This is a genomic window from Microbacterium sp. (genome assembly GCF_047602155.1).
In the GTDB taxonomy this organism is placed as follows: domain Bacteria; phylum Actinomycetota; class Actinomycetes; order Actinomycetales; family Microbacteriaceae; genus Microbacterium.
In genome coordinates this window covers 901,862-927,447 of the sequence record NZ_JASGHZ010000001.1, presented here as the reverse complement: position 1 = coordinate 927,447, position 25,586 = coordinate 901,862, and the positions used below count along the sequence as shown (strand labels likewise).

Sequence of the window (25,586 nt, the reverse complement as noted above, 5' to 3'; positions counted from 1 at the left end):
AGAAACCACTTCAGCACTGGTTTCTCACGCGCGATGTGGTTTCTCACGCGATGGATGCCGTGGCTCGGCGGCCGCGTTGAGCGCCGCGCCTGTCAGGGACTGGGCGCATCCGATCACCTCGGCGGGGGAGCCCGCGACCACCAGCCGACCGCCGTCCGACCCCGCGCCGGGGCCGATGTCGACGATGCGGTCGGCGCGCGCCACGACGCGCAGGTTGTGCTCCACGACGACGAGCGTCGCGCCCGCGTCGAGCAGATCGTCGAACAGTCGATTGATCGTGTCGACATCGCCCGGGTGCAGCCCCGTCGTCGGCTCGTCGAGCACGATGCGGTCCGTGGGCTCGCGCTTCGGGTCGCTGAGGTGCCGCGCGAGCAGCAGACGCTGCTTCTCGCCACCGGACAGGGTGTCGAGCGAGCGCCCGACGGACATGTACGACAGTCCCGTCCGCCGCATCCACTCCATCGCGCGCGTGATGTCGGTGTGGGTGGCGAAAAGCTCTTCGATCTCCTCCGGGGTGGCCGCGAGCACATCGGCGATCGACCGGCGCTCGAGTTCGACCGAGAGCGCCGTCGGATTGAACCGCAGCCCGCCGCACGCGTCGCACGGGGTCGACACGTCGTCGAGGAACGCCAGTTCGGTCGTGATGTGGCCCTTGCCCTTGCACTCGGGGCAGGCGCCCTTGCCGTTGAAGCTGAACCACGACGGGTCGAGGCCGGATGCCGCGGCGAACACCCCGCGCACGGCATCGGCCACGCCCAGCACGCTCAGCGACATCGACCGGACCCCGCCGCGCAGCGGATCCTGACCGATGACCGTGAACTCCCGGTGCTGACGCGGCAGTTCGACAGTGGCGAACGAGCTCTTGCCCGATCCGGCGACCCCCGTCACGGCCGTCAGCACCCCGAGCGGGATCTCGGCGTCGAAGCCGGTGAGGTTGTGCGCACGGGCATCCCGCACCCACACCGAACCGGTCGGCGTGCGCGGCGTCGTCGCGATGCGCAACGGCTCGGCCAGCAGCCGACCGGTCAGGGTGCCGCTCTTTTTCAGTTGCGCCGGCGTGCCCTCGAACACGACCCGGCCGCCGGCCGCGCCGGCGCCCGGGCCGATGTCGACGACGTGCTCGGCCGTCGCGATCACCTGAGGGTTGTGCTCCACGACGAGGATCGTGTTGCCGGCGTCGCGCAGCCGACCCAGCAGCGCGACCAGCCGCTGGATGTCGGCCGGGTGCAAACCCGCGCTGGGCTCGTCGAACACATACGTGACGTCGGTGAGGGCGCTGCCGAGGTGGCGCACGATCTTCACGCGCTGCGCCTCGCCGCCCGACAGCGACGATGACTCGCGGTCGAGGCTCAGGTAGCCGAGGCCGACCGAGAGCAGGGCGTCGAGGATGCGACGGATGCCCTGGAGTGCGGGCGCCACGCGGGCGTCGTCGAAGTCTTCCAGCAGCCGGCGCAGCTCGGCCACCGACATCGCGGTCCAGTCGACGATCGAGCGTCCGTCGATCAGGCTCGCCCGCGCCGCCGCGTTCAGGCGCGCGCCGCGGCAGTCGGGGCACGTGTGCTGGGTGACCACGCGGTCGAGCTCGGCCTGCACCTGCGCCGACAGCTTCGTGCGCCCCTGCTTGAAGTACACGTCGCGCATGCGCGTGACCACGCCGTCGAAGCGGGCGCTCTTCGGAAAGCGCGGGTCGGGGTCGGGCAACTTCAGCTTCTCGGCGTAGAGGAAGAGATCCATCTCTTCGGGCGTATAGTCCTTCAGCGGCTTCGAGCGGTCGAACAGACCCGCGTAGGCGAAGCGCTTCCACCGGTACACGCCCGGACGGAACATGCTGAAGCGCACTGGACCCTCGTCGATGTTCTTCTCGGGGTCGATCAGCTCGTCGACGTCGATGTCGTACACCGTGCCGAGGCCGTCGCAGGTCGGACACGCGCCCGCGGGGTCGTTGAACGAGTACGCGGGGGAGTACCCCGCCGAGGGTGAGCCGATGCGCGAGAACACGAGCCGCAGCAGCGGAGCCAGATCGGTCGCCGTCGCGACCGTCGAGCGCGAGTTGCCGGTGAAGCGGCGCTGGTCGATCAACACCGTGAAGGTGAGGCCGTCCATCGCCTGGACTTCGGGGGCCGGCAGCTGCGGAAGGCGGGCGCGGATGAAGGTCGAGTACGAGTCGTTCACGAGCCGCTGCGCCTCGGCGGCGATCGTGTCGAGCACGAGCGACGACTTGCCCGAGCCCGACACCCCGGTGAACACGGTCAGTACCTTCTTCGGCACGGTGAGCGAGACGCCCTGGAGATTGTTCGTGTGGGCACCGGTGACGACGATCGGCATGGTTTCCGAACTGGCCATACGACGACCGTAGCCCTTTGCCCGCGCGCGACGGCGGGCGGCGTCTATCGCCGCTCTGCGGCGAGGGCGGCGGCTGCCGACCGGGCCAGCGCCTCGCGCACGGCGCGCACCGCCGGGGCGGAGGTGAGCCGCGCCGACGAGAACAGTTCACGGCGCGGCGCGCCGGGCAGCAGCGTCAGCTCGACGGGGGGCGTCTGGCCCGACCACAGCAGTTCGGGCAGCAGCCCGACGGCGCTGCCGTGGGCGATGAGGCGGGTGTGCGCGGTGAGGTCGGCGGTCTCGTAGCGCACGTCGGGCTCGAACCCCGCCGAGCGGCAGAGCTGCTCCGCCCACTCGCGCGTTGCGGTGCCGGCGGGTTCCAGCACCCACGCCGCGGTGCGCGTCGACCGCAGCGTGGATCGCGCGTCCGCGAACTCCGGCGATCCCGGTGGCCGGGCGAGGAAGATCGCGTCGGATGCCAGGGGCACATGATCCAGGTCCAGGCGCGGCCTGCGAGCGCGTCCCGGGTACTGCTCGGCGACGGCGAGGTCGACCTCGCGGGCCAGCACCGCCTGCAGCCCGTGCTCGGGCTCGTGCTCGGCCGCCTCGACGCGCAGGTCGGGGTGCTCCTGGGAGAGGAGCGCGAGCGTCTGGGGGAGCAGGGCGTGCATCGCCGACTGCAGCAGGGCCACGCGCACCGTCCCGACCACGGCCCCGCGCGACTGGGCGACCGCGACCTCGGCGGCGTCGAGTGCATCGAGGATGCCGACCGCGTGCGCGACGAGCACCTCCGCCTGCGCCGTCAGCTGCACTCCGCGCCCGGCCGGAACCAGCAGCGGTGCGCCGACCTCGCGCTCCAGCGTGCTCAGCTGCTGCGACACGGCGGCGCGGCTGTACGAGAGCGCGTCGGCGACGGCGGTGAGCGTGCCGCGCCGGCTCAGTTCGACGAGCACGCGCAGGCGCCGGGTGTCGAGCATCCGCCCCTCCGAAGCGTCATGAAATCTGAACAATTCACGATGGAATCGTTTGATAGACCGAGCATACTTCCCTCTGGAAAATGGAGGGGACGGCGACGCCGTGACGCGCCGTGCCCGAATCGCCAGGAGCCCTCCCATGACAGCTGCCACCACCGCCGCCACGCCCGACACCGCCGAGGTCGTCGCGCTCGTCCGCCGCTGGCTCACCGAGAGCGAGCACTACCCCGTCGCGCCCGCGGCCCAGCGCCTGGCCGAGGTGCTGAAGGACCCGAACGGACTCGCGTTCACCGTCGGATTCGTCGACGGCGTCATGCGGCCCGAAGACCTCAGCGTCGCCGGGCGCAAGCTCGCCGAACTCGCGGACACGACCCCGCGCCTGCTGCCGTGGTACCTGCGCCGTGCGATCGGCGTCGGCGGTGTGTTCGCTCCGCGCATCCCCGGCATCGTCGTGCCGATCGCTCGTCGCACCCTGCGCAGCATGGTCGGCCACCTCGTGCTCGACGCGACGCCGGCCAAGCTCGGCCCCGCGATCGCGAAGGCCCGCAAGGGCGGCAACCGCCTCAACCTCAACCTGCTCGGCGAGGCCGTGCTCGGCGAGGCCGAGGCGGGGCGACGACTCAAGGGCACCTACGACTTCTTGGCGCGCGACGACGTCGACTACGTGTCGATCAAGGTCTCCAGCGTCGTGAGCCAGCTGTCCATGTGGTCGTTCGACGAGGCCGTCGCCGACGTCGTCGACAAGCTCACGCCGCTGTACGAGCTGGCCGTCGCCGCCGAGCGCAAGGGCAAGGCCAAGTTCATCAATCTCGACATGGAGGAGTACCGCGACCTCGACCTGACGATCGCGGTGTTCACCACCCTGCTCGACCAGCCCCAGTTGAAGGAGCTGCAGGCCGGCATCGTGCTGCAGACCTACCTGCCCGACGCGCTCGGCGCCATGCAGCGCCTGCAGGAGTGGGCGACCGCCCGTCGGGCCGCCGGCGGCGCGCCGATCAAGGTGCGCGTCGTGAAGGGCGCGAACCTCGCGATGGAAGAGGTGGATGCCGCGATCCACGGCTGGCCCCTCGCGACCTATTCGTCGAAGCAGGACTCCGACACGAACTACAAGCGCGTGCTCGACTGGTCGATGACGCCCGAGCGCCTGAACGCCGTGCGCCTGGGCATCGCCGGTCACAACCTCTTCGACATCGCACACGCGTGGCTCACCGCGAAGCTGCGCGGGGTGACGGCCGACGTGGAGTTCGAGATGCTGCTCGGCATGGCCACCGGGCAGGCCGAGGCCGTGCGCAAGGACGTCGGCCGGCTGCTGCTGTACACGCCGGTCGTCAACCCGGCCGAGTTCGACGTCGCCATCGCGTACCTCGTGCGACGCCTGGAGGAGAACGCCAGCCAGGAGAACTTCATGTCGGCCGTGTTCGAGCTGTCGAGCAACGAAGAGCTGTTCGAGCGGGAGCACCGCCGGTTCGTGCGGTCGCTCGACGCGTTGCGCACTCAGCGCGGCAACCCGCGCCCGAACCGCACGCAGAACCGCGCCGGCGAGGCCGTCGCGCCCGCGCCGGAAAAGGCCGGGTTCGACAACGAGCCCGACACCGACCCCGCCGTCGGGGCGAACCGTGCGTGGGGCCGTGCGATCCTGGAGCGCTCGGTGTCGACCGACCTGGGCGTCGCCGCCATCGTCGCGGCGCGCATCACCGACGAGGCGCAGCTGCAGGCCGTGACCGATCGCGTGCTCGCCGCCGCCGAAGAGTGGGCCGCCCGGCCCGCGGCCGACCGGGCCGCCGTGCTGCACCGTGCCGGCCGCCAGCTCGCGCTGCGTCGCGCCGACCTGCTCGAGGTCATGGCGAACGAGGCGGGCAAGACCATCGCCGAGGGCGACCCCGAGGTCAGCGAGGCCGTCGACTTCGCGCACTACTACGCCGAGCGGGCGAAGGACCTCGAGACCGTCGACGGTGCGACCTTCGTGCCGTCGCGGCTGACGGTCGTGACGCCGCCGTGGAACTTCCCCGTCGCGATCCCCGCCGGCGGTGTGCTCGCCGCGCTCGCCGCCGGTTCGGGCGTCATCATCAAGCCCGCCAAGCTGACGCAGCGCTGCGGCGCCGTCATGGTCGAGGCGCTGTGGGATGCCGGGGTGCCGCGCGACCTGCTGGCGCTGGTCGACCTCGCCGGGCGCGAGCTCGGCACGAGCCTCGTGTCCAACCCCGCGGTCGACCGGGTGATCCTCACCGGTGCCTACGAGACGGCGCAGCTGTTCCGCTCGTTCCGCCCCGACCTGCCGCTGCTCGCGGAGACCAGCGGCAAGAACGCCATCATCATCACGCCCTCGGCCGATCTCGACCTGGCGGCGGCCGATCTCGTCAAGAGCGCGTTCGGCCACGCCGGGCAGAAGTGCTCCGCGGCATCCCTCGCGATCCTCGTGGGATCGGTCGCCGAGTCCCAGCGCTTCGAGCGCCAGGTCGTCGACGCGGTCACGTCGCTGCGCGTCGGCTACCCGTCCGACCCGACGACCCAGATGGGGCCCGTGGTCGAGCCGGCCGGCGGCAAGCTGCTCGACGCGCTCACCACGCTGCAGAAGGGCGAGAAATGGCTCGTGAAGCCGCGCAAGCTCGACGACAGCGGCACGTCGTGGTCGCCGGGCGTGAAGACCGGCGTCAAGGCGGGTTCGTACTTCCACCTGACCGAGTTCTTCGGCCCCGTGCTCGGCATCATGCACGCGAAGAACCTCGACGAGGCCATCGCGCTGCAGAACGCGGTCGACTACGGCCTGACCGCGGGACTTCACTCGCTCGACGCCGACGAGGTCGCGACGTGGCTCGACCGCGTCGAGGCGGGCAACCTGTACGTGAACCGCGGTATCACGGGTGCCATCGTGCAGCGCCAACCGTTCGGCGGCTGGAAGCGCTCCGCGGTGGGCGCGGGGGCCAAGGCCGGCGGCCCCAACTACCTGTTCGGGCTCGGTTCGTGGGCGCCGGCTGAGGTCGCCGCCCCGCACAGCGCTGTCGCCACCGGATCGCGGGTGGATGAGCTCTTGTCGGCGGCCAAGAGCTCGATCGACCCGATCGAGTCGGCGTGGCTCTCCAACGCCGCAGCCCTGGATGCCCGCGCCTGGGCGGAGGAGTTCGGCATCGTCTCCGACAAGTCGCAGCTGGGTGTCGAGCGCAACCTCTTCCGCTACCGGCCGATCCAGGTCGATGTGCGCATCGCCGAGGGCGCCCCGACGGTCGAGGCCGTGCGCGTGCTCGCGGCGGCGATCGCAAGCCGGAGCCCGTTCACCGTCTCGGCCGCGCGACTTCCGCGCGGCGTCGTCGACGTGTTGCGCGCCGCACACGTCGCGGTCGTCGAAGAGAACGATGCGGCCTGGCTCAAGCGGTACGCGAAGCAGCCGGCCGGCTGGCGTCGCGTGCGCCTGGTCGGTGCGTCGGCGGGCGACCTCGCCCGCGCCACCGACGGCTCGCCCGACATCGCGGTGTGGGACCACGCCGTCACGGCCGCGGGCCGCATCGAGATGCTGCCGTTCTTCCGCGAGCAGGCGATCTCGATCACCAACCACCGGTTCGGCAACCCGACGACCCTCTCGACAGGAGTGATCTGACATGACCTCACTGCCCGCAGTCGCCCTGCTCGGCGTCGGTGCGATGGGAGGCTCCATCCTCCAGGGTCTCCTCGAGTCGCAGGTCGACATCCGCGGAGGCATCCGGATCTCCGACCAGTGGTCGCAGCGCGTGACCGGACTGAGCCGGCATCCGAACGTCGTCGGCTACGACGGCTCCATCGACCCCGCGGCGAACCGCCGTGCCGTGGAGGGCGCAGGCATCGTGATCGTCGCCGTCAAGCCCCACCAGCTGAGAGACCTGCTCGTCGAGATCGCCGACAGCCTCGACGAGGGCACGACGCTCGTGAGCATCGCGGCGGGCGTGCCGACCTCGCTGATGGAGGAGCACCTGCCGTCGCATGTCGCGGTCGTGCGCGTCATGCCGAACTCGCCGGCGCGCGTGCGGTCGGGGGTCACCGGCATCGCGGCCGGCAGCCGCGCCGGTGAGCGCGACCTCGACCGCGCCCGCACCCTGTTCGAGGCGGTGGGTGAGGTCCTCGTGGTCGCCGAAGACCGCATCGACGCGCTCACGAGCATCTCCGGCTCCGGCCCCGCCTACGTGTTCCACTTCATCGAGCGGTTCACCGAGGCGGCGCGAGCGCGCGGGTTCTCCGATGACGAGGCGCGCCTGCTCGTCGAGGGGACCGTGCGTGGCGCCGTCGACCTGCTGACCGCAACGGGTGAGACGCCCGCGGCGCTGCGCGTGCAGGTGACGAGCCCGGGCGGAACGACGCAGGCCGCGCTGGAGGTGCTCGACGCCGCCGACCTCGGCGCGACCCTCGACGCGGCGACGCTTTCGGCCGTCGTGCGCGCGGGCGAACTCGCAGCGGGCTGAGGCCGCGGGTTCCGCGAGGCCCGCGCCCGGGTGGGCGTCTTCAGGGTGCGGGCCGGATGCCGCAGCTCACGCGTCGAGGACGACCGACTCCGCGACGGGGCGGCGCGTGCGGGGCGTCAGTTCGCGCTCGCGCAGCGCCTCGGATGCCGTCGCGATGTCGCCGAGCGCGCCGACGGCCATGACGGTGACGGCGGCGAGTTCGTCGCCGAAGCCGAAGGCCGCGGCGATGGCGTCGCGGTGGAATCCGCCCATCTGATGCGTGTACAGGCCGGAGGCGTGCGCCTGCACGGTGAAGTACGCGGCGGCCTGGCCGGTGTCATATGCCGCCCAGCGCATGGGCTTGCCGTCGTGCGTGGCGGTGGCGGCGAACACGACGAAGGCACCGGCGTCGCCGGCCCACGTCCGGTTGAAGTCCATCAGCGCGTCGACGATCGCGGCGTGCGCGGGCGTGCCGCGGCGGGCGACGACGAAGCGCCACGGCTGCGTGTTGCTGGCGGACGGCGCCCAGCGGGCGGCCTCGAGCGCGCTGGCGAGCGCGGCCTCGTCGATCGGCGTGTTCGGGTCGAAGATGCGGGTGCTCCAGCGCTCGGCGAGCACGTCGAGGATGGGGGCGTCGGTGACGGCCGGGGAGGGGGTCATGGATGCTCCTGACAGCGGGGCGGATGCGGGCGGATGCGGGGCGCCATCGGCCCGGTGAGTGCAACGGCGCACGTCCCGCATCTGTTCCCGCCGCTTCCTGCCCCGTCGTCGCGAAAAACGGAGAAACCGCGAAAAACGGACGCCTGGTGCCCGCAGCATCCGTTTTTCGCGACATTTCCGTTTTTCGCGACGCCCGTCGTGCGCGCCCCTGTCCGCTCAGCCGGCGATGGGCCTCGCGCAGCTTCACCCGGGCGCCCATCCGCAGCAGGGCGTTCTCGTAGATCTTCGCGCCCACCCAGATCGCCGCGACGCACGTGGCCGCGAGGATGCCGAGCGACAGCAGCGGCTCCCACCACTGCGCATCGCCGGTGAACAGCCGCATCGGCATGCCGACCGGCGCCGAGAACGGCACGTAGGACATCACGGCGAGCACGACGGGGTTGTCGTTGAAGAAGATGACGAGGAAGTACGGGATCATGATGAGGAAGATGAGCGGCATCGTGGTCGAGCCGATGTCTTCCATGCGCGACACCATCGCGGCCGCGGCGGCGAACAGCGCCGCCAGCAGCACGAAGCCGAAGAGGAAGAACACGGCGAACCACGCGATCGGCGCACCGATCACCTGCAGCACGGCGGTCTGCCCCGTGACCGTGAGGCCCACGGCGGCGATCGCGGCGAGGATGAGGATCTGACCCATCGCGAGGATCGTGTTGCCGATCACCTTTCCGGCCAGCAGCGCGCGCACCGGGACGGCCGAGATGAGCAGCTCGACGACACGGGTCTGCTTCTCCTCCACGACGCTCTGCGCGATCGTCGAGCCGAACGTCTGCGCCGACAGGAGGAACACGAGACCCAGTCCGATCGCGACGAGGTAGCGCAGGACGGCATCGCTCGCGTCGGGGCTCAGCAGCTCGACCGGCGGCAGCTGCGCCAGCGACATCAGCAGCGCCGAGGGCGGCGTGTCCTCGGCGACGAGCACGAACCCGACCGGCGACGAGGGGTCGCCCACGACGGCGGCGTCGACCGTGCCCGATGAGACGAGGTCGGCGGCGGCGGCGCGATCGGCAACCTGCGTGATCTCCAGATCGGGGATGCCCTGCACGTACTGCTGCGCGTCGGCGGTGACGGCGACCGGCGTCGACGTGACCGACTTCGCCTGGAAGCCGCCCCAGACGACCAGCGCGAGCGCTCCGGCGAACAGGATCGCGAACGAGATGATGAACGCCTTGCTGCGCAGCTTCGAGCCGATCTCGCGCTCGGCGACGAGCCACACGCCCTGCGTGAACGACGGGGTGCTCACTGGATGACCTCCTTGTAGATCTCGGCGAGCGAAGGATGCTGCGGGGTGAAGCCGTGGACCTCGCCTTCGGCGACCGCGCGGCGCAGCACGCGCTGGGCGGCGGCGTCGCTGTCGGCCGCGAAGAGGGCGGAGCCGGCGGCGAAGTCGAGCACCTCGATGCCCGGTTCGGTGCGCAGCCAGCCGGCATCCCCCGTGGTGACGAGTTCGAAACGGCGCTGCGTGTGCTGGGCCCACAGCGCGTCGCGCGGGCCGGCGGCGCGGATGGTCCCGGCGGCGATGATCACGAGGTCGTCGCAGAGCCGTTCGACGACGTCGAGCTGGTGCGAGGAGAACAGCACCGCGACGCCGGCGGCGGCGCGCTCCTGCAGGACGCCGGCGACGACATCGACGGCGAGCGGGTCGAGGCCCGAGAACGGCTCGTCGAGGATGAGCACCTGCGGGTCGTGGACGAGCGCGGCGGCGATCTGCGCGCGCTGCTGATTGCCCAGCGACAGCGTCTCGATGTTGTCGCCCACGCGCTCGCCGAGGCCGAGGCGTTCGAGGAGGGCGGCCCCGCGGGCCGTCGCATCGGGCTTGGTGAAACCGTGCAGCCGGGCGAGGTAGACGATGTGCTCGAGCACCTTCATCTTCGGGTACAGCCCGCGCTCTTCGGGCATGTATCCGAAGCGGCGCCGGTCGGCGGCGGTGACCGGCGCGCCGTCGAGCATGACCTCGCCGGCGTCGCGGCCGAGCACCCCCAGGACGATCCGCATCGTCGTGGTTTTGCCGGCGCCGTTGCCGCCGACGAAGCCGGTGAGCCGGCCGGGGGCGACGGTGAATCCGACATCGTCGAGCACGCGGTGCGTGCCGTAGCTCTTGGACACTCCCTGTAGGTGCAGCATGTGTCCACGCTACGGGGCGGTCGCCGGCGCATCCTCCCTCGCGCGGCGGATTTCGTCGGCATCCGTGTCCCCCTCGCGCGGCGGATCGTGGGGGCGTCGTGCCGCCGGCGTTGGCGGACTTGTCACGTTTCGGGCTGAATACCGGGGTTGGGCCCGGATGTTGCCAGGTCGGCGCTCAGGTGAGGCCGCGCCGGCGTCGCATCCCGGCGTCGGCGGACTTGTCACGTTTCGGGCTGAACACCACGGCGTGGGCCCGGATGCTGCCAGGTTCGTGCGGGTGCCGCATCCCGGCGTTGGCGGACTTGTCACGTTTCGGGCTCAACGCCACGGGGTGGGCCCGGATGTTGCCAGGTCGGCGATCAGGTGAGGCCGCGCCGGCGTCGCATTCCGGCGTCGGCGGACTTGTCAGGTTTCGGGCTCAACGCCGGGGTTGGGCCCGGATGCTGCCAGGTTTGTGCGGGTGCGGCATCCCGGCGTCGGCGGACTTGTCGGGTTTCGGGCTCAACGTCACGGTGTGGGCCCGGATGCTGCCAGGTTTGTGCAGGCGTCGCATCCTGGCGTCGGCGGACTTGTCACGTTTCGGGCTCAAGGCCATGGTGTGGGCCCGGATGCTGCCAGGTCGGCGATCAGGTGAGACCGTGGCGGTGGGCGTAGACGACGGCCTGCACGCGGTCGCGGGCGCCGAGCTTCTGCAGCACGTTCGACACGTGCGTCTTGACGGTCGCCTCGCCGATGAACAGCGCGGCGGCGATCTCGGCGTTGCTCAGCGCCTGGGCGAGCAGTCGCAGCACCTCGGCCTCGCGCTCGGTGAGGTCGACCGCGATGGCCGGCGCGCCCATCGGCCCCTGCGCCTGCCGAGGCGTCGCCCCCGCGGCCGCGCCGGCATCCGTCGCCCCGACTGCCGGGGCGGCATCCGTCGCCCCCGCGGCCGGGCCGGCATCCCTCGCTCCGACGGCCGAGGCGGCGGCGAACCGCTCGATCACCCGCCGGGTGACCGCCGGCGCGAGCAGGGCGTCGCCCGCCGCGGCGACCCGCACCGCCGTCACCAGCTCCTCCGGGCCGGCGTTTTTCAGCAGGAATCCGCTGGCGCCCGCCTGCAGCGCCTGGAACAGATAGTCGTCGCGGTCGAAGGTCGTCACGATCACGACGGCGGCGCCCACGCCCGGATCGGCCACGATCCGCCGCGTCGCCTCCAGCCCGTCGATGCCCGGCATCTGCACGTCCATGCAGATCACATCGGGACGGACCGTTGATGCCGCCGCCACCGCGTCCAGTCCCGTCGCGGCCTCGCCGACGACCTCGATGTCGCCCGCCGCCTCGAGGATCATGCGGAATCCGGCACGCATGATCGCATGGTCGTCGGCCAGCAGCACCCGGATCGACGGCCCGCTCACGACGTCGCTCCGACGGGGATGCGCGCCCGCACGAGGAATCCGCCGCGCGGGCGCGGCCCGGCATCCAGCGTTCCGCCCGAGGCCGTCGCCCGCTCGCGCATGCCGACGAGGCCCAGCCCCGGCCGTCCGGTCACGCCGCCGGAGCGGCCCGTGCTGCTGACCTCCAGTTCGATGGCGTCGGCGTCGTAGCGCAGTCGCACGTCGGCCGCGGCATCCGAGCCGCCGTGGCGGCGCGCGTTGGTGAGCGCCTCCTGCGCGATGCGGTACAGGTTCACCTGCACCAGCTCGGTCGCGTCGACGGGGTCGCCGACGACGGTGAAGGTCGTCGGCAGGCCGTTCTCGCGCGCGTGCGCGACGAGCTCGCCGAGGGCGCCGAGGGTCAGCATCGACGCGCCGGGCGTCTCGCCGTCGGCGGTGCGCAGCGTCTCGAGCAGCTGCCGCAGCTCGGTCAGCGCATCGCGGGCCGACGATTCGACCCCGGTCAGGGCGGTGCGCGCGGCATCCGGATCGTGATCGAGCACCGTCCGCGCGGCGCCGGCCTGCACGCCCATCGCCGACACATGGTGCGCGACGACGTCGTGCAGTTCGCGCGCGATGCGCACGCGGTCGAGGGCGACGGCCTGCGCCGCCGACAGCTCGCGCTCGCGCTCCAGCTCGGCGGTGCGCTCCTGCAGCGACGCGCGCGCGAGGGCGTCGGCGTAGGCGCGCTCGCCGAAGAAGTACGCCCCGCCGAAGTAGGCCGCGTTGATGAGGAACTGCAGCAGGATGAACGCCGCGAACGGCGAGAACAGGCCCGCCCGCGACAGTCCGTCGTCATCGTCGGCCGTCGCCGCCTGGAACGTCACGATCAGCAGCCACACGAACATCCCGGCGATGACCAGCAGCCGCACCCCGGCGGCGCGCCGCCGGTCGTCGACCCAGGCGCCGACCGTGTACATCCCGATGAACAGGGCGATGTTGCCGACGTACAGGTCGGGCACCCGGAACGAGACGCCGGCGAAGAAGACGAGCGCGATCGCGACGAGCGCGAGCTCCGGATGCCGGCGCCGCACCGCCAGCGGCGCCGTGAGCGCGACGGCGTAGACCAGGCCCCACGCCGGGTCCGGTCCGTCGCCGTTGTAGACCCCGGCGACCTGCCCGAGCGCGGTGCTCAGCACGGCGGCGACGAGCAGGGCGCCGGCCAGCCAGAGATCGTGGCGCAGCTCGGTGGCGGTCGCGCGGCGGTGCGGCGGCGTGCGGCTCATGCCTCCAACGTACGGCGGTGGCAGGATGCCGGCATCCCTCGCATGGCGGAGATCGGGGCGGGGGGAGATCGCGCCACGGCGCACAGTGAACTGATAGCAGATGGACACCCCACGCACACCCGCCCGCAACGTCCGATCCCTACACTCGCACGAGTGACGAGCATCTCGGGCTCTCGCGCCGTGGGCGCGCGTCTCAGGTTCACCGCCCTCTGGCGGCGCCGGCAGGCGATCCGCCGGCGCATCCTCCGTTGGGGTCTGACGCGGCGCGGCCTGCTCGCCGGCTTCGCCGCGATGCACTTCGTGTACCTGCTCGGGCTCATGCACGTCATCGTGTCGGGCGGCACCGAGGGCGACCTGCCGCTGTACCGGCTCTGGGCCGAGGAGGCGATGCACGGGCGCTGGCCCGTGATCGACATGCCGTGGGTGTACCCGGCGGGCGCGCTCGCGCCGATCATGGCGGCGATCTCCGCCGGGCCGTGGAACTACCAGCTCGTCTGGTTCGCTCTGATGGTCGGCGTCAATCTGTTCGCCGTGTTCGTGCTGACGTCGGGCCTGCGCCGCCGCACGGGCTACCGCGCGGCCTGGTACTGGCTCGCCGTGCAGCTGCTGCTGGCCCCGGTCGCGATGCTGCGCCTCGAGGGATTCGCCGCCCCGCTGGCCATCGCGGCGCTCGTGTGGATCGTGCGGCGCCCGTTCGTGTCGGGGGCGCTGATCGCCGCGGCCGCCTGGATCAAGGTGTGGCCGGTGGCGTTGGCTGCCGCCGCCGTGACGGCGTCGTCGCTGCGCGCCCGGATCGTCGCCGGCGGCCTCGCCGTCAGCGCCGTCGTGGCGGGGCTGGTGGCGGCATTCGGCGGCGCCGAGAACCTGTTCAGCTTCGCGACGATCCAGGGCGACCGCGCCCTGCAGCTCGAGGCGCCGGTCGCGACGCCGTGGGTGTGGGCGACCGTGCTCGGGATGCCGGGAGCCGAGATCCGGCAGAACTACGTGCTCGCGACGCGGGAGGTCGCGGGGCCCGGCGCGCAGGCGGCGGGGGTGCTGGTCGGCTGGGCGATGCCCGTCGCCTTCGCCGTGGCCGTCGTCCTGCTGTGGCGTGCCCGTCGCCGCCTGATCGCCGCTGCGGAGGTCGGCCTCGGCGCCGTCGCGCGGGCCGAGCTCGAGCAGCGCCTCATCGTTCGCGGCGCCTTCGCGATGGCGGCGGCGCTGATCGTCTTCAACAAGGTCGGCTCGCCCCAGTACATGCTGTGGCTCGCCCCCATCGTCACGGTCGGGCTCCTCGTCGAACGCCGCGCCTGGACGCGCGCGGCCGGCTGGATGGCGGCGGTGTGCCTGACCACGACCCTCGTCTTCCCGGTGTTCTACCTGCAGCTGATCGAGGCGCAGCCGTTCGCGGCGGCGGTGCTGCTCGCCCGCAACGCCATGGTCGTGGGCCTGTTCGGCTGGAGCCTCGTCGCGCTGTGGCGTCTCGTGCCGGCGCCGGCGTCGCCGGCGCTCGATGCCCTCGCCGCCCGCCCCGACCCCGTCGTCGTCGCCCCGTAGCGTCGCCGCGCGGTCGCGGCATCCCCCGCGTGAGAAACCACATTGCGCTCGAGAAACCAATGCTGAAGTGGTTTCTCACGCAGAATATGGTTTCTCGCCGGAGGAGAGGGGCGCCGGAGGAGGGGGAGGGATGCCGATTTGTGTCAATGTGGTGCCATGACCGCGATCGACCTGCATGCCGCCCCCTTCGGCCTCGACGACGAGGCCGTCGCGTGGGTGGAGGACACCCTGGCATCCCTGACGCTCGAGCAGAAGGTCGGCCAGACCCTCTGCCTGTACCTGCTGGCGCAGGACGTGCCGGCGTGGATCGACTGGCTGAACGAGCGCGGCATCGAGCCCGGCGGCGCCATGATCACGATGCGCACCCCCGAGGCCTCCGCCCGCGACGCGGCGCTGCTGCAGACGGCGTGGGGCGTGCCGCTGCTGATCCCGGGCAACCTCGAATCGGGCACCGTCAACTTCCTCGCCGGCACCGAGGCGTTCGCGCATCCGATGCAGGTCGGCGCGACCGGCGACCCCGAGAACGCGCGGCGTCTCGCGATCCACTGCGCGCGCGCCGGCGACGCCGCCGGCGTCAACTGGGCGTTCGCGCCGGTGATCGACCTGTCGATCGAGACCGCGAACCCCATCACCAACACGCGCTCGTTCGGGCGCGACCCGGAGCTGGTGGGCGCGCTCGGCGCGGCCTACATCCGCGAGCTCGAGGGGCGCGGCATCGCGACGAGCGCGAAGCACTTCCCCGGCGACGGCGTCGACAGCCGCGACCAGCACCTCGTCACGAGCTGCAACGACCTCGACGAGGCCGAATGGGATGCCCAGTACGGCCACGTCTACCGCGAGGCCATCGCCGCCGGCACCCGCACGATCATGGTCGGCCACATCCGTCAGCGCGCACTGTCGCGTGCGCTCGTGCCGGGCATCGCCGACAGGGACATCCTGCCCGCCTCGCTCGCGCCCGAGCTGCTGCAGGGGGTGCTGCGCGAGCGGCTCGGATTCAACGGCCTGATCGTCACCGACAACACCGGCATGGCCGGCTTCACGACCGTCATGCCGCGCGCCCAGGCGCTGCCCCGCGCGCTGTGGGCCGGCAACGACATGGTCCTCGCGAACCTCGACCAGGAGGGCGACTACCGTGCCATCCTCGCGGCGGCCGGCACCGACGCGCTGCCCCTGGACCGCCTCGACGACGCCGTGCGGCGCGTGCTCGCGACCAAGGCGTCGATCGGACTGCACCGCACGACCGATCGATCGGATGCCGACAAGCCCGACCCCGTCGAAGAGGGGCGCTGGCGCGACGAGCTGGCGGCGGCATCCATCACCGTCACGAAGAACACGACCGGCATCCTGCCGCTGGCCGCGGCCCCCGGTCTGCGGGCGCTCGTGTACGTCATCGGCGACAGGCCGACCTTCTACGACCCGAGCCCGGCGTTCGCGCCGCGGTTCGTCGACGGGCTGCGTGCGCGCGGGCTCGAGGTCGACGTGGTGCAGATCCCGAACGCCGAGGCCACGGTGCCGGGCGCGGAGAAGCTGCACGAGCGCTACGACGTGTGCCTCTACTTCGCCGACCAGCGCTTCGCGGGCAACACGAACGGCCTGCGCGTGCAGTGGTCGCCGCCGCAGGGTCCCGACGGCCCGCGGCACGTCGCGACGCTGCCGACCGTGCTCGTGTCGATCGCCGACCCGTACCTGCTGCAGGACCTGCCGATGGTGCGCTCCGCGATCAACGGCTACACGCCGACGACCTCGACGGTGGATGCCGCGCTCGCGGTGCTCTTCGGCGAGGCCGAGGCGCGCGGCGTCGCGCCGTCGGACCCGTTCAGCGGGCACTGGGACGCGGCGCTGTAGACGGTCGGCGCCAGATCCCTCGCTACCAGATCCCTCGTCACCAAATCATCGGGCGGTCGTCGTCGTCCGGGCCGCTGAGGTCGAGATCGACGACGACGGGCACGTGATCGCTGGGGATCTCGCCCTTGCGCTCGTCGCGATGGATGCCGGCATCCACGACCGCGTCGGCGAACGCGTGCGAGCCGAGGATGAAGTCGATGCGCAGGCCCTCGTTGCGCGGGAAGCGCAGCTGCTTGTAGTCCCAGTAGGTGTAGCCGGTGGGGATGAGGGGGCGCACGGTGTCGTGCAGCCCGGCATCCAGCAGCGCCTGGAAGGCGGCGCGCTCGGGCGGCGAGACGTGGGTCGTGACGCCCTCGATGACGGTGGGATCGCCGTTGTCGGCGTCGGTCGGGGCGATGTTGAAGTCGCCGGTGAGGGCGAGCGCGAGGTCCGGGTTCGCGCGCAGCGCGTCGGCGGTGTACCCGCGCAGCGCCTCGAGCCAGTCGAGCTTGTACCGGTAGTGCGGGTCGTCGAGCGCGCGGCCGTTGGGGACGTACAGGCTCCACACCTCGACGCCGCCGATCGTGGCGCCCATGGCGCGCGCCTCCTGCGGGGCATCCGGGCCGTCGTAGCCCTTGGCGAAGCCGGGCATGCCGGGGAACGCGACCCTCAGGTCGTCGATCGGCTCACGGGTGGCGATCGCGACGCCGTTCCACTGGTTCAGCCCGTGCGCCTCGACCGTGTAGCCCGCGGCCTCGAACTCGGCGTAGGGAAACTGCTCGGGCTTGCACTTGATCTCCTGCATCGCCAGCACGTCGATGTTCTCGCGCACGGCGAACTCGACGGTGCGGACGACGCGGGCGCGGATCGAGTTGACGTTCCAGGTGGCCACACGCATGCCTCCAGCGTATTCGCCGCCACCGACGTTGCGTCAGCCGCCGAGCTCGAACGGGTGGGTGAGGCGCCACCACGCGTCGGGCGGCGCGATGTCGCCGTCGAGCACGAGCTCGGCCGTCGCGGTGCGCGACCCGGCGGTCGACGTGACCGTGCCGACCTCCTCGCCCGCGCTGCCGACCGGCACGGGATGGAATCCGCTGCGCAGACTCGTGAGAAGAGCCTCGACGCTGCGGTTGACCTGATCGCGGCCGGCGCCGCCGATGACGACCCCGGTCACGTGCAGCGGCTCACCGATGCCGACGTCCAGCAGCGATGAATACAGCAGGTTCGAGCCCTCGGGGGTGCCCGTCTTGATGCCGCGCACCCCCTCCGACCCCAACAGCGAGTTGGTGTTCGCGCCGGAGAAGCCGGGGACGGAGAGCGCCGGCATCGCGACGATCTCGGCGACGACGGGGTTCGCCATCGCGAGGTCGCCGAGGGCGATCAGCTCGCCCGCCGTGCTGACGTTGCGCGGCGAGATGCCGGTCGGCTCGACGAGCACGGTCTGGGTCAGGCCGTTGCGGTCGAGCCAGTCGCGCGCCGCACCCAGGAACGCCGCGCGCGAGCCGTACGCCCACGTCGACACGGCATCCGCGTAGTTGCTCGCCGAGGTGACGAGCATGAGCTCGAGCGCGTCGTGCAGGCTCATGCTGCTGCCCGTCGGCATCTCGGCGATCGTCGCGCCCTGCACGTAGTACTGGTTGTAGAGGTCGTGGTCGGCCGTGCCGAAGGTGATCGTCGGCCCCACTTCGCCCGCTCCGATCGGGTGCGCCTCGAGGATCACGAGCGCCGTGATCACCTTGCTGATGCTCGCCATCGGCAGCGGATCGGTGCTGCCGGATGCCTGGGTGAGCCCGGCCTCCCCCAGAAACTCGGCGCCGCCGGTGACCGTGACGGCCGACGCCGCACCGGCCGGGTCGGGGAGCTCCACGGCGGGTCCGGCGGTCGGCAGCGGGGTGCGTGTGACCGCGGCGGGCAGGGCGAGCGGTGCGTTCAGCGCCCAGGTCGCGTAACCGATCGTCGCGGCGGCGAGGGCACCCGACGACCGGGTGCCCTCGCCGGATGCGTGCCAAACGCAGGGTAGATCGGCCCCGGAGGCGTCGCTCCGGGTTGCAATGGCCGTTTCGCCCTGCGTTTGGCACGTGGGCGAGCTGCGCAGGCGCGGCATCCGTAGACTTTGGAGCATGACCGTCGCCTCCACGCCCGAGCTCGAAGAAGACCGCCAGCGCTTGATCGGGCTGATCAACGACGAGGCCGTGTTCCACGGCGACTTCACGCTCTCCAGCGGCAAGAAGGCGACGTACTACGTCGACATGCGCAAGCTGACGCTCGACCACCGCGCGGCGCCGGCGATCGGGCGGCTCGTGCTCGACGTCGTGCGCGACCTCGACGTCGACGCCGTCGGCGGGCTCACGCTCGGTGCCGACCCGATCGCGAACGCCGTCATGCACGAGTCGGTGCGCACGGGCACGCCGGTGGACGCCTTCGTCGTGCGCAAGGAGCCGAAGGACCACGGCCGCGGTCGCCAGATCGAGGGCGCCGAGGTCTCAGGCCGCCGCGTCGTGATCGTGGAGGACACCTCCACGACGGGTGGCTCGCCGCTGAAGGCCGCCGAGGTCGCCCGCGCCGCCGGCGCCGACGTCGTCGCGGTCGTCACCGTCGTCGACCGCAAGACCGGGGCGCAGGCCGCCGTCGAGGCCGCCGGTTTCACGTGGCGGTCGGTCATCGACCTCGACGATCTCGGCCTCGCACCCCAGTAGCCGACGCCGGGCCGGCTCAGCGGAAGACGGGCAGTTGCGACGCCAGGGCGAGCATCAACCCGAGCAGCGTCAGCAGGACGAGGGCGCGGCCGTTGGGCAGCGGTGTGCCCTGCGGGGCATCGCGCCGGCCGCGCAGGAACAGCACGAGCGTCACGAGCAGGACGGCCAGCCCCGACAGGGCGAGGAACACCGCCATCAGCGGCTGCCGCCTGCAGGTCCGGGCTCGTCGCCCGCGTCCGGATCCCCGGCTCCGCCATCCGCATCGCCACCGCCCGGCTCGTCGTCCCCCGGCCCCTCGTACCAGGCGCGCTCGCGGGGCCTGGCGCCCCGGCGCCGCCGGAAGAACGGCACGATCCACACGATCAGCGTCCCGAGGAGCACGACCGCGGTCGCGGCGAACAGCAGGTTCTGCTCGAGCGCGCTCACAGCAGCTCCGGGAGGTCGGACTCGGCCGGGTCGGGGTCGATGAGGTCGGCGACCGAATCGAGGATCTCGTCGGGGCGGAACGGATACCGCTCGATCTCGGCGTCGTCCGAGATCCCGGTGCGCACGAGGATCGTGTGCAGGCCGGCCTCGATGCCCGCCACGACGTCCGTGTCCATCCGGTCGCCGATCATGGCGGTGTTCTCGGAGTGCGCCCCGATGCGGTTCATCGCCGAACGGAACATCATCGGGTTCGGCTTGCCGACGACGTACGGCTGCTTGCCGGTCGCGTGCGTGATGAGCGCCGCGAACGACCCCGTCGCGGGCACGACCCCCGACGGCGTGGGACCCGTGGCATCCGGGTTGGTGATGATGAACCGTGCGCCCGCGTCTATGAACCGGATCGCCTGCGTGATCCGGTCGAACGAGTACGCCCGGGTCTCGCCGACGACGACGTAGTCGGGCTGCGTCTCGGTCATGATGAACCCGGCCTCGTGCAGCGCCGTCGTCAGTCCCGCCTCGCCGATGACGAAGGCCGTGCCGCTCGGATGCTGCGACCGCAGGAACTCCGCCGTCGCCAGCGCCGACGTCCAGATGCGGTCTTCCGGCACGTCGAGCCCCGACGTGCGCAGTCGCGCGCTGAGATCGCGCGGCGTGAAGATCGGATTGTTCGTCAGCACGAGGAAGGGCGTGCCGCTCTCACGCCACTGCGTCAGCAGCTCGGCGGCGCCCGGAATGGGCCGGTTCTCATGGACGAGCACCCCGTCCATGTCGGTGAGCCAGCACTCGATATCGGCGCGTGTCCGCATGGGGCCAGCCTAGCTGGGCCGCGGGGTCGTATTCTCAAGCCGTGGGACGCGACGACTGGGATGCGCAGAGCCTGCCCGACCTGGCCGGGCGGCGCTACCTCGTGACCGGTGCGACGGCCGGGCTCGGCTACTTCTCGTCGCTGCAGCTGGCGGGCGCCGGCGCCCACGTGATCATGACCGGGCGCAATCCGAACCGGCTCGCCGCGTCGCGCGCCGCGGTGCTGCGCCAGCTTCCGGATGCCGACGTCACGACGCTCCTGCTCGACACGAGCAACCTGGGGTCGGTGCGCGCGGCGGCGGCGACGGTGCGCGGACGCTCCGGGCTGCACGGGCTGCTGCTGAACGCCGGCGTCGTGCACCCGCCGAAGCACCGCGAGACGCGCGACGGCCATGAGCTCGTCTTCGCCACCAACGCGCTCGGCCACTACGCCCTCGCCGGAGAGCTGCTGCTGCCGCTGGCCGCCGGCCGCGGGCGGATGGTGTGGGTCGGGTCGTTCGTGACGTCGCTGTCGCCGTTCGACGTGCTCGACCCCGAGCTCGAGGTCGGCTACGCGCCGCGCCGTGCCTACGCGCAGTCGAAGGTCGCGACGACCGCCCTCGGCCTCGAGGCCGATCGGCGCCTGCGCGCGGCGAACGTGCCGATCGCGAGCGTGGTGGCCCATCCGGGGTACGCGATCGGGGGGCGCACCCGCGGCATCCTCGGTGTCAACGAACCGTCGAAGATCAAGCGCTTCACCGACAACCTGCAGACCCCGATCGCGCAGTCGAAGGAGCGCGGCGCGCGGTCGCTCGTGCGCGCCCTCGTCGACCCGTCCGTCGAGGGCGGCGAGCTGTGGGGGCCGTCGTTCGTGCTGCGCGGCCGGCCGCACCTGGCGCGGCCCGGCCGTATCGTGCGCGACGAAGACCTCGCCGCGCAGCTGTGGGACTACTGCGAGCGCGCCACCGGCGTCGTCTGGCCGTATCTGAAGGCGGCCAAGACGCGGCGCGGGTGGCGGCGGTGACCGTCGACGAACACGGCGCCGACGGGGCGTCGCGGTGGCAGCGGCTGCGGGCGGCGCTGCGCGATGCCGCGGCGTTCCGATCGTGGACGATCGACGCGAACGACGGCATCATCGCGACGGCGGGTCTGCTGCAGGGGTTCAGCGGCGCGGGGGCGAGCGACCGGCTGCTGCTGCTCGCGGCATCCGCGGCGACGATCGCCGGGAGCCTGTCGATCGGCGGCGCGAAGTGGGCCGAAGAGGCCGCCGAGCGCGAGGCGCAGCTGCTGATCGCCGAGCAGGAGCGGGCCGAGCTGGAGCGCGACCTGGGCGGCGAGATCGACGAGCTCGCGGCGCACTGGGAGAGCAGGGGACTGACCCCGGCGACGGCGCGTCTGGTCGCCGAGGAGCTGACCGCGCACGACGCCCTGGCGGCGCAGCTGGAGGCCGAACACGGCATCGACGAGCTCATGGCCGCCGCCGCGCCGGTGTGGTCGGGGGTGGCGGCGGCGATCGCGTTCATGATCGGTGCCGCCGTACCGCTGCTGATCACGTGGTTCGTGCCCCTCGCGATCGAGACGACGGCCATCATGGTCGCCGTCGTGCTGTCGCTGGGCCTCACCTCGGTCGTCGCCGCGCGGGCCGGGCACCTGCAGCTGCGCCGCGTGCTGGCGCGGACGCTGACCGTGGGCATCGGCACGATGGCCATCAGCTATCTGGCGGGGTTGGTGCTGTTCTGACGCGGGGCCCGTCCGTCGCGAATCGCGGTTATTGCTGGGTTTCGGGGTTGTTTGTGGCGGATGGAGGGTCGGGCGGTTGTGGGGTTCGGCGGCGTTGTTCGTCCGTCGCGAATCGCGGCGAGAACCGGGGTTGGGCGTTGTTTGTGACGGGTGAGGGGATGCCGGCATCCTTTGTCCGTCGCGAATCGCGGTTGTCGCTGGGTTTCGGCGTTGTTTGTGACGGATGGGGTGATGCCGGCGTTGTTTGTCCGTCGCGAATCGCTGCGTGAACCGGGGTTGGGCGTTGTTTGTGACGGGTGAGGGGGCGGCCGGCGGGGAGTCCGGCGGCACCGGCGGGCTCAGGCGCTGAGCCAGACGGCGTCGGCGGCGCCTGGCGGCAGCGTGACGGCGGCGCCGCCGTCGATCGAGACCCCGCCCGCGGTGACGGTGACGGCGTGCCCGACATCGAGGCCGGCCGCCTCCAGCGCGCGCAGCAGCGCGGGGTCGCGGTCGCTCACCCGCAGCACGCGTCCGACGTGGCCGACCGGCGCCGCGGCGAGGATCACGAACGGCGAGCGGACGACGGCGCCGGCGGCATCCGGGATGGCATCGCCGTGCGGGTCGAACCGGGGGTGCCCCAGCCGCGCGCTGATGCCCTCCAGCAGCCGGTCGCTGATCGTGTGCTCGAGCACCTCGGCCTCGTCGTGCACCTCGTCCCACGCGTAGCCGAACTCGCGCACGAGCCACGTCTCGATGAGGCGGTGCCGGCGGATGATGGATGCCGCCCGCAGCCGCCCGGCCGCCGTCAGCGAGACCGGGCCGTACGGCCGGTGCGACACCAGATGCTGGGCGGCGAGCTTGTGCACCATCTCGGTCACGGTGGAGGGCGCGAGGCCGAGCTCGGCGGCCAGCTGCGACGGCGTGATCGGGTCGTCCTGCCACTCGGTGTGGTGGTAGATCGTCTTCAGGTAGTCGTCGATCGCGACGGAGGTCGGCACTCCGCCAGGCTACCCGCCGCCGAGCACGAGCCACAGGAGGACGCCGTTGAGCGCGACGAGGAACGCCGACGCGACGATGCCCGCCGCCGTCGTCCACCAGCGGTTGCGGAAGCCGCCCAGCACGTCGCCGCGCGCCGTCAGGGCGACGAGCGGAATGAGCGCGAACGGGATGCCGAAGCTCAGCACCACCTGACTGAGGATCAGCGCCCACGTCGGGTCGATGCCCGCCGCCAGCAACGCGATCGCCGGCACCAGCGTCACGAGGCGCCGCGCCAGCAGGGGGATGCGCACGCGCAGCATCCCCTGCATGATCTCGGCCCCGGCGTAGGCGCCGACGGCGGTGGAGGCCAGTCCGCTGGCGAGCAGGCCGACGGCGAACAGCGTCGCGACGGCGGCGCCGAGCCCGGTGTGCAGCGCGGCGTAGGCGCCGTCGAGGCTGTCGGTGCCGGCGACGCCGGCGAGGTGCGCGGCCGCCAGCAGCAGGATGCACAGGTTGACGGTACCGGCGATGACGAGGGCGATCGTGACGTCCCAGCGGGTCGCGCGCAGCAGCCGCCGGGTGCCGATGGCGCGGTCGCCGGGGTGCGCGGTGTCGGCCGTGAACCGGTCGCGGGCCAGTGCGCTGTGCGCGTAGATGGCGTGCGGCATGATCGTCGCGCCGAGGATGGATGCCGCCAGCAGCACCGACTCGGTGCCCTCGAAGCGGGGGAGCAGGCCGGCGGCGACGGAGCCGGCATCCGGAGGGGCGACGAAGACACCGTAGGTGAAGCCGAGCGCGATGATCGCCAGCAGCCCGATGACAACGAACTCGAAGCTGCGCGCGCCGCGACGCTGCTGGACGAGCAGCGCCGCGGTCGAGACGGCGCCGGTGACGAGGCCGCCGATCGGCAGCGGCACGCCGAACAGCAGCCACAGGGCGACGGCGCCGCCGATCACCTCGGCGACGTCGGTGGCCATCGCGACGAGCTCGGCCTGCAGCCAGTAGGCGCGGCGGCTCCAGCGGCTGCGGAACCGGTCGCCGAGCGTCTCGGCGAGGCTGCGGCCGGTGACGATGCCGAGCTTCGCCGACAGGTACTGGATGAGCCATGCCATCGCGTTGCCGAGCACGACGACCCAGACGAGCAGGTAGCCGAACCGGGCGCCCGCCGTCATGTTGCTCGCGACGTTGCCGGGGTCGAGGTAGGCGACCCCGGCAACCAGCGCCGGCCCCAGCAGCCACGCGGCACGCCGCGCCGGCCGTGGTGGCCGCCCGTTGGGTGCCGCGGCGCGGGGTGCGGCATCCGCGGTGCGGGGTGCGGCATCCCGTTTCGGCATACCGAAAACCTACCGCACTTTTCGGCGCACCGAAAAATCAGCGCCCATGCTCCGCGAGACTTCATCGGTGCACCGAGACTGCAGCCGCCGCCTGCTGTTTCGGTGCACGGATGCAGTCTCACCGGCTGTGCGGTGGGGGGACGGGGGCGTGCGGTGGGGGGACGGGGGAGACGGGGCCGTACGCTGGGCGGGTGACGGAGGCGACGGGCGAGGCGGAAGCGACGGGCGAGGCGGATGCCGGCGAGCCGCAGCTGCCGGTCGGGGTGGGGCCGTGGCCGGGCGGCCCCGCGGCCTGGCCCGATGACCCCCGCTACGACCGGCAGCTGCTCGCCGACGGCGACCGCCGCAACGTCGTCGACCGCTACCGCTACTGGACGGTGGAGGCCATCGTCGCCGACCTCGACGAGCGCCGCCACGTCTTCCACGTCGCGATCGAGAACTGGCAGCACGACCTGAACATCGGCTCGATCGTGCGCAGCGCCAACGCCTTCGGCGCCGCGGAGGTGCACATCATCGGCCGGCGCCGCTGGAACCGCCGCGGCGCGATGGTGACCGACCGCTACCAGCATGTGCGGCATCACCCGGACGTCGCGGGGTTCGCGGCTTGGGCGGAGGATGCCGGCATCCCGGTCGTCGCCGTCGACAACGTCGACGGGTCGGTCCCCGTCGACCGCGCTGACCTTCCCGAGCGATGCGTGCTGCTATTCGGTCAGGAAGGGCCGGGGCTGTCGCCGGAGGCGCTTGCCGCCGCGGCCGGCGTCGTGGAGATCGCGCAGTACGGCTCGACCCGCTCGATCAACGCGAGCGCCGCCGCCGCGGTCGTGATGTACGAGTGGTGCCGCCGCTGGGCGTAGCTCAGCCGCGCTCGATGCCGAACGTGTGGCGCATGAGCGCCTGCACGTCGCCGTCGAGATGGTCGACCTTGTCGGCGAGCCGCCCGATCTCGGCCCGCACGCCCCCGATCTCGGCCCGCACGATGCCGACGAAGAGCGTCGACACGATCGTGATCATGCCGAACATCGCCGCCGCGAAGACGCCGATCAGCGTCCACACCTGTGGTTCGGTCATCTCCCGCACACCTCCATTCTCGCCTCGTGACCGCCAGGATG

General features: G+C 72.1%; 22 protein-coding genes and 1 pseudogene. 8 read left to right on the top strand and 15 right to left on the bottom strand.

Going from position 1 to position 25,586, the window contains the following annotated elements; genetic code table 11:
* Positions 1 to 24 precede the first annotated feature (24 nt).
* Both QM720_RS04365 and QM720_RS04360 read right to left on the bottom strand, forming a co-directional pair.
* Positions 25 to 2,343, bottom strand: coding sequence for an excinuclease ABC subunit UvrA (locus QM720_RS04365; protein WP_415124935.1), 2,319 nt, complete (start codon positions 2,341 to 2,343; stop codon positions 25 to 27).
* 44 nt (positions 2,344 to 2,387) lie between these two features.
* On the bottom strand, positions 2,388 to 3,299 hold the full coding sequence (locus QM720_RS04360) for a LysR family transcriptional regulator (RefSeq protein ID WP_415124934.1): 912 nt from the start codon (positions 3,297 to 3,299) through the stop codon (positions 2,388 to 2,390).
* A 136-nt stretch (positions 3,300 to 3,435) separates the two neighbouring features.
* Here QM720_RS04360 and QM720_RS04355 point away from each other — a divergent pair, with 136 nt between their 5' ends.
* Positions 3,436 to 6,888 carry a proline dehydrogenase family protein gene (locus QM720_RS04355; protein WP_415124933.1) on the top strand — a complete coding sequence of 1,151 codons (3,453 nt, stop codon included), beginning with the start codon at positions 3,436 to 3,438 and terminating at the stop codon, positions 6,886 to 6,888.
* Between the two features lies 1 nt (position 6,889).
* The gene (gene proC, locus QM720_RS04350) at positions 6,890 to 7,723 is read left to right on the top strand and encodes a pyrroline-5-carboxylate reductase (protein WP_415124932.1); all 834 of its coding nucleotides are present in this window, start codon (positions 6,890 to 6,892) and stop codon (positions 7,721 to 7,723) included.
* Between the two features lie 66 nt (positions 7,724 to 7,789).
* Here proC and QM720_RS04345 read toward each other — a convergent pair whose 3' ends face one another.
* The 5 genes and pseudogenes from QM720_RS04345 to QM720_RS04325 form a co-directional block, all read right to left on the bottom strand.
* Positions 7,790 to 8,362: a nitroreductase family protein gene (locus tag QM720_RS04345; protein ID WP_415124931.1), complete on the bottom strand. Its 573-nt coding sequence runs from the start codon at positions 8,360 to 8,362 to the stop codon at positions 7,790 to 7,792.
* 223 nt (positions 8,363 to 8,585) lie between these two features.
* Positions 8,586 to 9,662, bottom strand: a pseudogene (locus QM720_RS04340) (ABC transporter permease); the annotation flags it as partial.
* On the bottom strand, positions 9,659 to 10,543 hold the full coding sequence (locus QM720_RS04335; RefSeq protein ID WP_415124930.1) for an ABC transporter ATP-binding protein: 885 nt from the start codon (positions 10,541 to 10,543) through the stop codon (positions 9,659 to 9,661). The pseudogene QM720_RS04340 and the gene QM720_RS04335, both read right to left, overlap by 4 nt.
* A 626-nt stretch (positions 10,544 to 11,169) precedes the next feature.
* On the bottom strand, positions 11,170 to 11,937 hold the full coding sequence (locus QM720_RS04330) for a response regulator (RefSeq protein ID WP_415124929.1): 768 nt from the start codon (positions 11,935 to 11,937) through the stop codon (positions 11,170 to 11,172).
* Complete coding sequence (locus QM720_RS04325; RefSeq protein WP_415124928.1) at positions 11,934 to 13,181, bottom strand: sensor histidine kinase; 1,248 nt, start codon at positions 13,179 to 13,181, stop codon at positions 11,934 to 11,936. Before QM720_RS04325 ends, QM720_RS04330 begins: the two co-directional genes overlap by 4 nt.
* 153 nt (positions 13,182 to 13,334) lie before the next feature.
* Here QM720_RS04325 and QM720_RS04320 point away from each other — a divergent pair, with 153 nt between their 5' ends.
* Positions 13,335 to 14,717, top strand: coding sequence for a hypothetical protein (locus QM720_RS04320; protein WP_415124927.1), 1,383 nt, complete (start codon positions 13,335 to 13,337; stop codon positions 14,715 to 14,717).
* Between the two features lie 156 nt (positions 14,718 to 14,873).
* Complete coding sequence (locus QM720_RS04315; RefSeq protein WP_415124926.1) at positions 14,874 to 16,562, top strand: glycoside hydrolase family 3 protein; 1,689 nt, start codon at positions 14,874 to 14,876, stop codon at positions 16,560 to 16,562.
* Between the two features lie 37 nt (positions 16,563 to 16,599).
* On the opposite strand, the gene QM720_RS04310 is transcribed toward QM720_RS04315, so the two are convergent.
* Together QM720_RS04310 and QM720_RS04305 are read right to left on the bottom strand one after the other, a co-directional pair.
* Complete coding sequence (locus tag QM720_RS04310) at positions 16,600 to 17,439, bottom strand: exodeoxyribonuclease III (protein WP_415124925.1); 840 nt, start codon at positions 17,437 to 17,439, stop codon at positions 16,600 to 16,602.
* Between the two features lie 33 nt (positions 17,440 to 17,472).
* Entirely contained in the window at positions 17,473 to 18,663 is a 1,191-nt protein-coding gene (locus QM720_RS04305; protein ID WP_415124924.1) for a D-alanyl-D-alanine carboxypeptidase family protein, read from the bottom strand.
* On the opposite strand from QM720_RS04305, the gene pyrE reads away from it, so the two are divergent.
* The gene (gene pyrE / locus QM720_RS04300) at positions 18,662 to 19,237 is read left to right on the top strand and encodes an orotate phosphoribosyltransferase (RefSeq protein ID WP_415124923.1); all 576 of its coding nucleotides are present in this window, start codon (positions 18,662 to 18,664) and stop codon (positions 19,235 to 19,237) included. The two genes, QM720_RS04305 and pyrE, sit on opposite strands and share 2 nt — an antisense overlap.
* Before the next feature lie 16 nt (positions 19,238 to 19,253).
* On the opposite strand, the gene QM720_RS04295 is transcribed toward pyrE, so the two are convergent.
* The 3 genes from QM720_RS04295 to QM720_RS04285 are packed head-to-tail and all read right to left on the bottom strand — an operon-like array spanning position 19,254 to position 20,469.
* The gene (locus QM720_RS04295) at positions 19,254 to 19,433 is read right to left on the bottom strand and encodes a hypothetical protein (protein ID WP_415124922.1); all 180 of its coding nucleotides are present in this window, start codon (positions 19,431 to 19,433) and stop codon (positions 19,254 to 19,256) included.
* Positions 19,433 to 19,663, bottom strand: coding sequence for a hypothetical protein (locus QM720_RS04290; RefSeq protein WP_415124921.1), 231 nt, complete (start codon positions 19,661 to 19,663; stop codon positions 19,433 to 19,435). Before QM720_RS04290 ends, QM720_RS04295 begins: the two co-directional genes overlap by 1 nt.
* Positions 19,660 to 20,469: an HAD-IIA family hydrolase gene (locus QM720_RS04285; RefSeq protein WP_415124920.1), complete on the bottom strand. Its 810-nt coding sequence runs from the start codon at positions 20,467 to 20,469 to the stop codon at positions 19,660 to 19,662. The genes QM720_RS04290 and QM720_RS04285 overlap by 4 nt, the downstream gene beginning before the upstream one ends.
* A gap of 41 nt (positions 20,470 to 20,510) precedes the next feature.
* On the opposite strand from QM720_RS04285, the gene QM720_RS04280 reads away from it, so the two are divergent.
* Together QM720_RS04280 and QM720_RS04275 are read left to right on the top strand one after the other, a co-directional pair.
* Positions 20,511 to 21,470 (top strand): SDR family NAD(P)-dependent oxidoreductase, encoded by a 960-nt coding sequence (locus QM720_RS04280; protein ID WP_415124919.1) that lies wholly within the window; start codon positions 20,511 to 20,513, stop codon positions 21,468 to 21,470.
* A complete protein-coding gene (locus QM720_RS04275; RefSeq protein ID WP_415124918.1) occupies positions 21,467 to 22,186 on the top strand; it encodes a VIT1/CCC1 transporter family protein in 720 nt (239 codons plus the stop codon). The genes QM720_RS04280 and QM720_RS04275 overlap by 4 nt, the downstream gene beginning before the upstream one ends.
* A 338-nt stretch (positions 22,187 to 22,524) precedes the next feature.
* On the opposite strand, the gene QM720_RS04270 is transcribed toward QM720_RS04275, so the two are convergent.
* Entirely contained in the window at positions 22,525 to 23,163 is a 639-nt protein-coding gene (locus tag QM720_RS04270; RefSeq protein ID WP_415124917.1) for a metal-dependent transcriptional regulator, read from the bottom strand.
* 9 nt (positions 23,164 to 23,172) lie between these two features.
* Complete coding sequence (locus QM720_RS04265) at positions 23,173 to 24,477, bottom strand: Nramp family divalent metal transporter (protein ID WP_415124916.1); 1,305 nt, start codon at positions 24,475 to 24,477, stop codon at positions 23,173 to 23,175.
* A gap of 191 nt (positions 24,478 to 24,668) precedes the next feature.
* Between QM720_RS04265 and QM720_RS04260 the strand changes: the two genes are divergently transcribed.
* Positions 24,669 to 25,331, top strand: a complete 663-nt coding sequence (locus QM720_RS04260; RefSeq protein WP_415124915.1) for a TrmH family RNA methyltransferase — start codon at positions 24,669 to 24,671, stop codon at positions 25,329 to 25,331.
* 1 nt (position 25,332) lies between these two features.
* Here the strand turns inward: QM720_RS04260 and QM720_RS04255 are convergent, their stop codons facing one another.
* On the bottom strand, positions 25,333 to 25,545 hold the full coding sequence (locus QM720_RS04255) for a hypothetical protein (RefSeq protein ID WP_415124914.1): 213 nt from the start codon (positions 25,543 to 25,545) through the stop codon (positions 25,333 to 25,335).
* Positions 25,546 to 25,586 lie beyond the last annotated feature (41 nt).

What these genes read in the sequence shown, in the direction of transcription:
- pyrE (WP_415124923.1), top strand. Translation starts at nt 18,662, where the DNA reads ATGACCGTCGCCTCCACGCCCGAGCTCGAAGAAGACCGCCAGCGCTTG.
- QM720_RS04265 (WP_415124916.1), bottom strand. Translation starts at nt 24,477, where the DNA reads ATGCCGAAACGGGATGCCGCACCCCGCACCGCGGATGCCGCACCCCGC.
- QM720_RS04345 (WP_415124931.1), bottom strand. Translation starts at nt 8,362, where the DNA reads ATGACCCCCTCCCCGGCCGTCACCGACGCCCCCATCCTCGACGTGCTC.
- QM720_RS04355 (WP_415124933.1), top strand. Translation starts at nt 3,436, where the DNA reads ATGACAGCTGCCACCACCGCCGCCACGCCCGACACCGCCGAGGTCGTC.
- QM720_RS04315 (WP_415124926.1), top strand. Translation starts at nt 14,874, where the DNA reads ATGACCGCGATCGACCTGCATGCCGCCCCCTTCGGCCTCGACGACGAG.
- QM720_RS04255 (WP_415124914.1), bottom strand. Translation starts at nt 25,545, where the DNA reads ATGACCGAACCACAGGTGTGGACGCTGATCGGCGTCTTCGCGGCGGCG.
- QM720_RS04365 (WP_415124935.1), bottom strand. Translation starts at nt 2,343, where the DNA reads ATGGCCAGTTCGGAAACCATGCCGATCGTCGTCACCGGTGCCCACACG.
- QM720_RS04325 (WP_415124928.1), bottom strand. Translation starts at nt 13,181, where the DNA reads ATGAGCCGCACGCCGCCGCACCGCCGCGCGACCGCCACCGAGCTGCGC.
- QM720_RS04295 (WP_415124922.1), bottom strand. Translation starts at nt 19,433, where the DNA reads ATGGCGGTGTTCCTCGCCCTGTCGGGGCTGGCCGTCCTGCTCGTGACG.
- QM720_RS04360 (WP_415124934.1), bottom strand. Translation starts at nt 3,299, where the DNA reads ATGCTCGACACCCGGCGCCTGCGCGTGCTCGTCGAACTGAGCCGGCGC.
- QM720_RS04310 (WP_415124925.1), bottom strand. Translation starts at nt 17,439, where the DNA reads ATGCGTGTGGCCACCTGGAACGTCAACTCGATCCGCGCCCGCGTCGTC.
- proC (WP_415124932.1), top strand. Translation starts at nt 6,890, where the DNA reads ATGACCTCACTGCCCGCAGTCGCCCTGCTCGGCGTCGGTGCGATGGGA.
- QM720_RS04305 (WP_415124924.1), bottom strand. Translation starts at nt 18,663, where the DNA reads ATGCTCCAAAGTCTACGGATGCCGCGCCTGCGCAGCTCGCCCACGTGC.
- QM720_RS04285 (WP_415124920.1), bottom strand. Translation starts at nt 20,469, where the DNA reads ATGCGGACACGCGCCGATATCGAGTGCTGGCTCACCGACATGGACGGG.
- QM720_RS04335 (WP_415124930.1), bottom strand. Translation starts at nt 10,543, where the DNA reads ATGCTGCACCTACAGGGAGTGTCCAAGAGCTACGGCACGCACCGCGTG.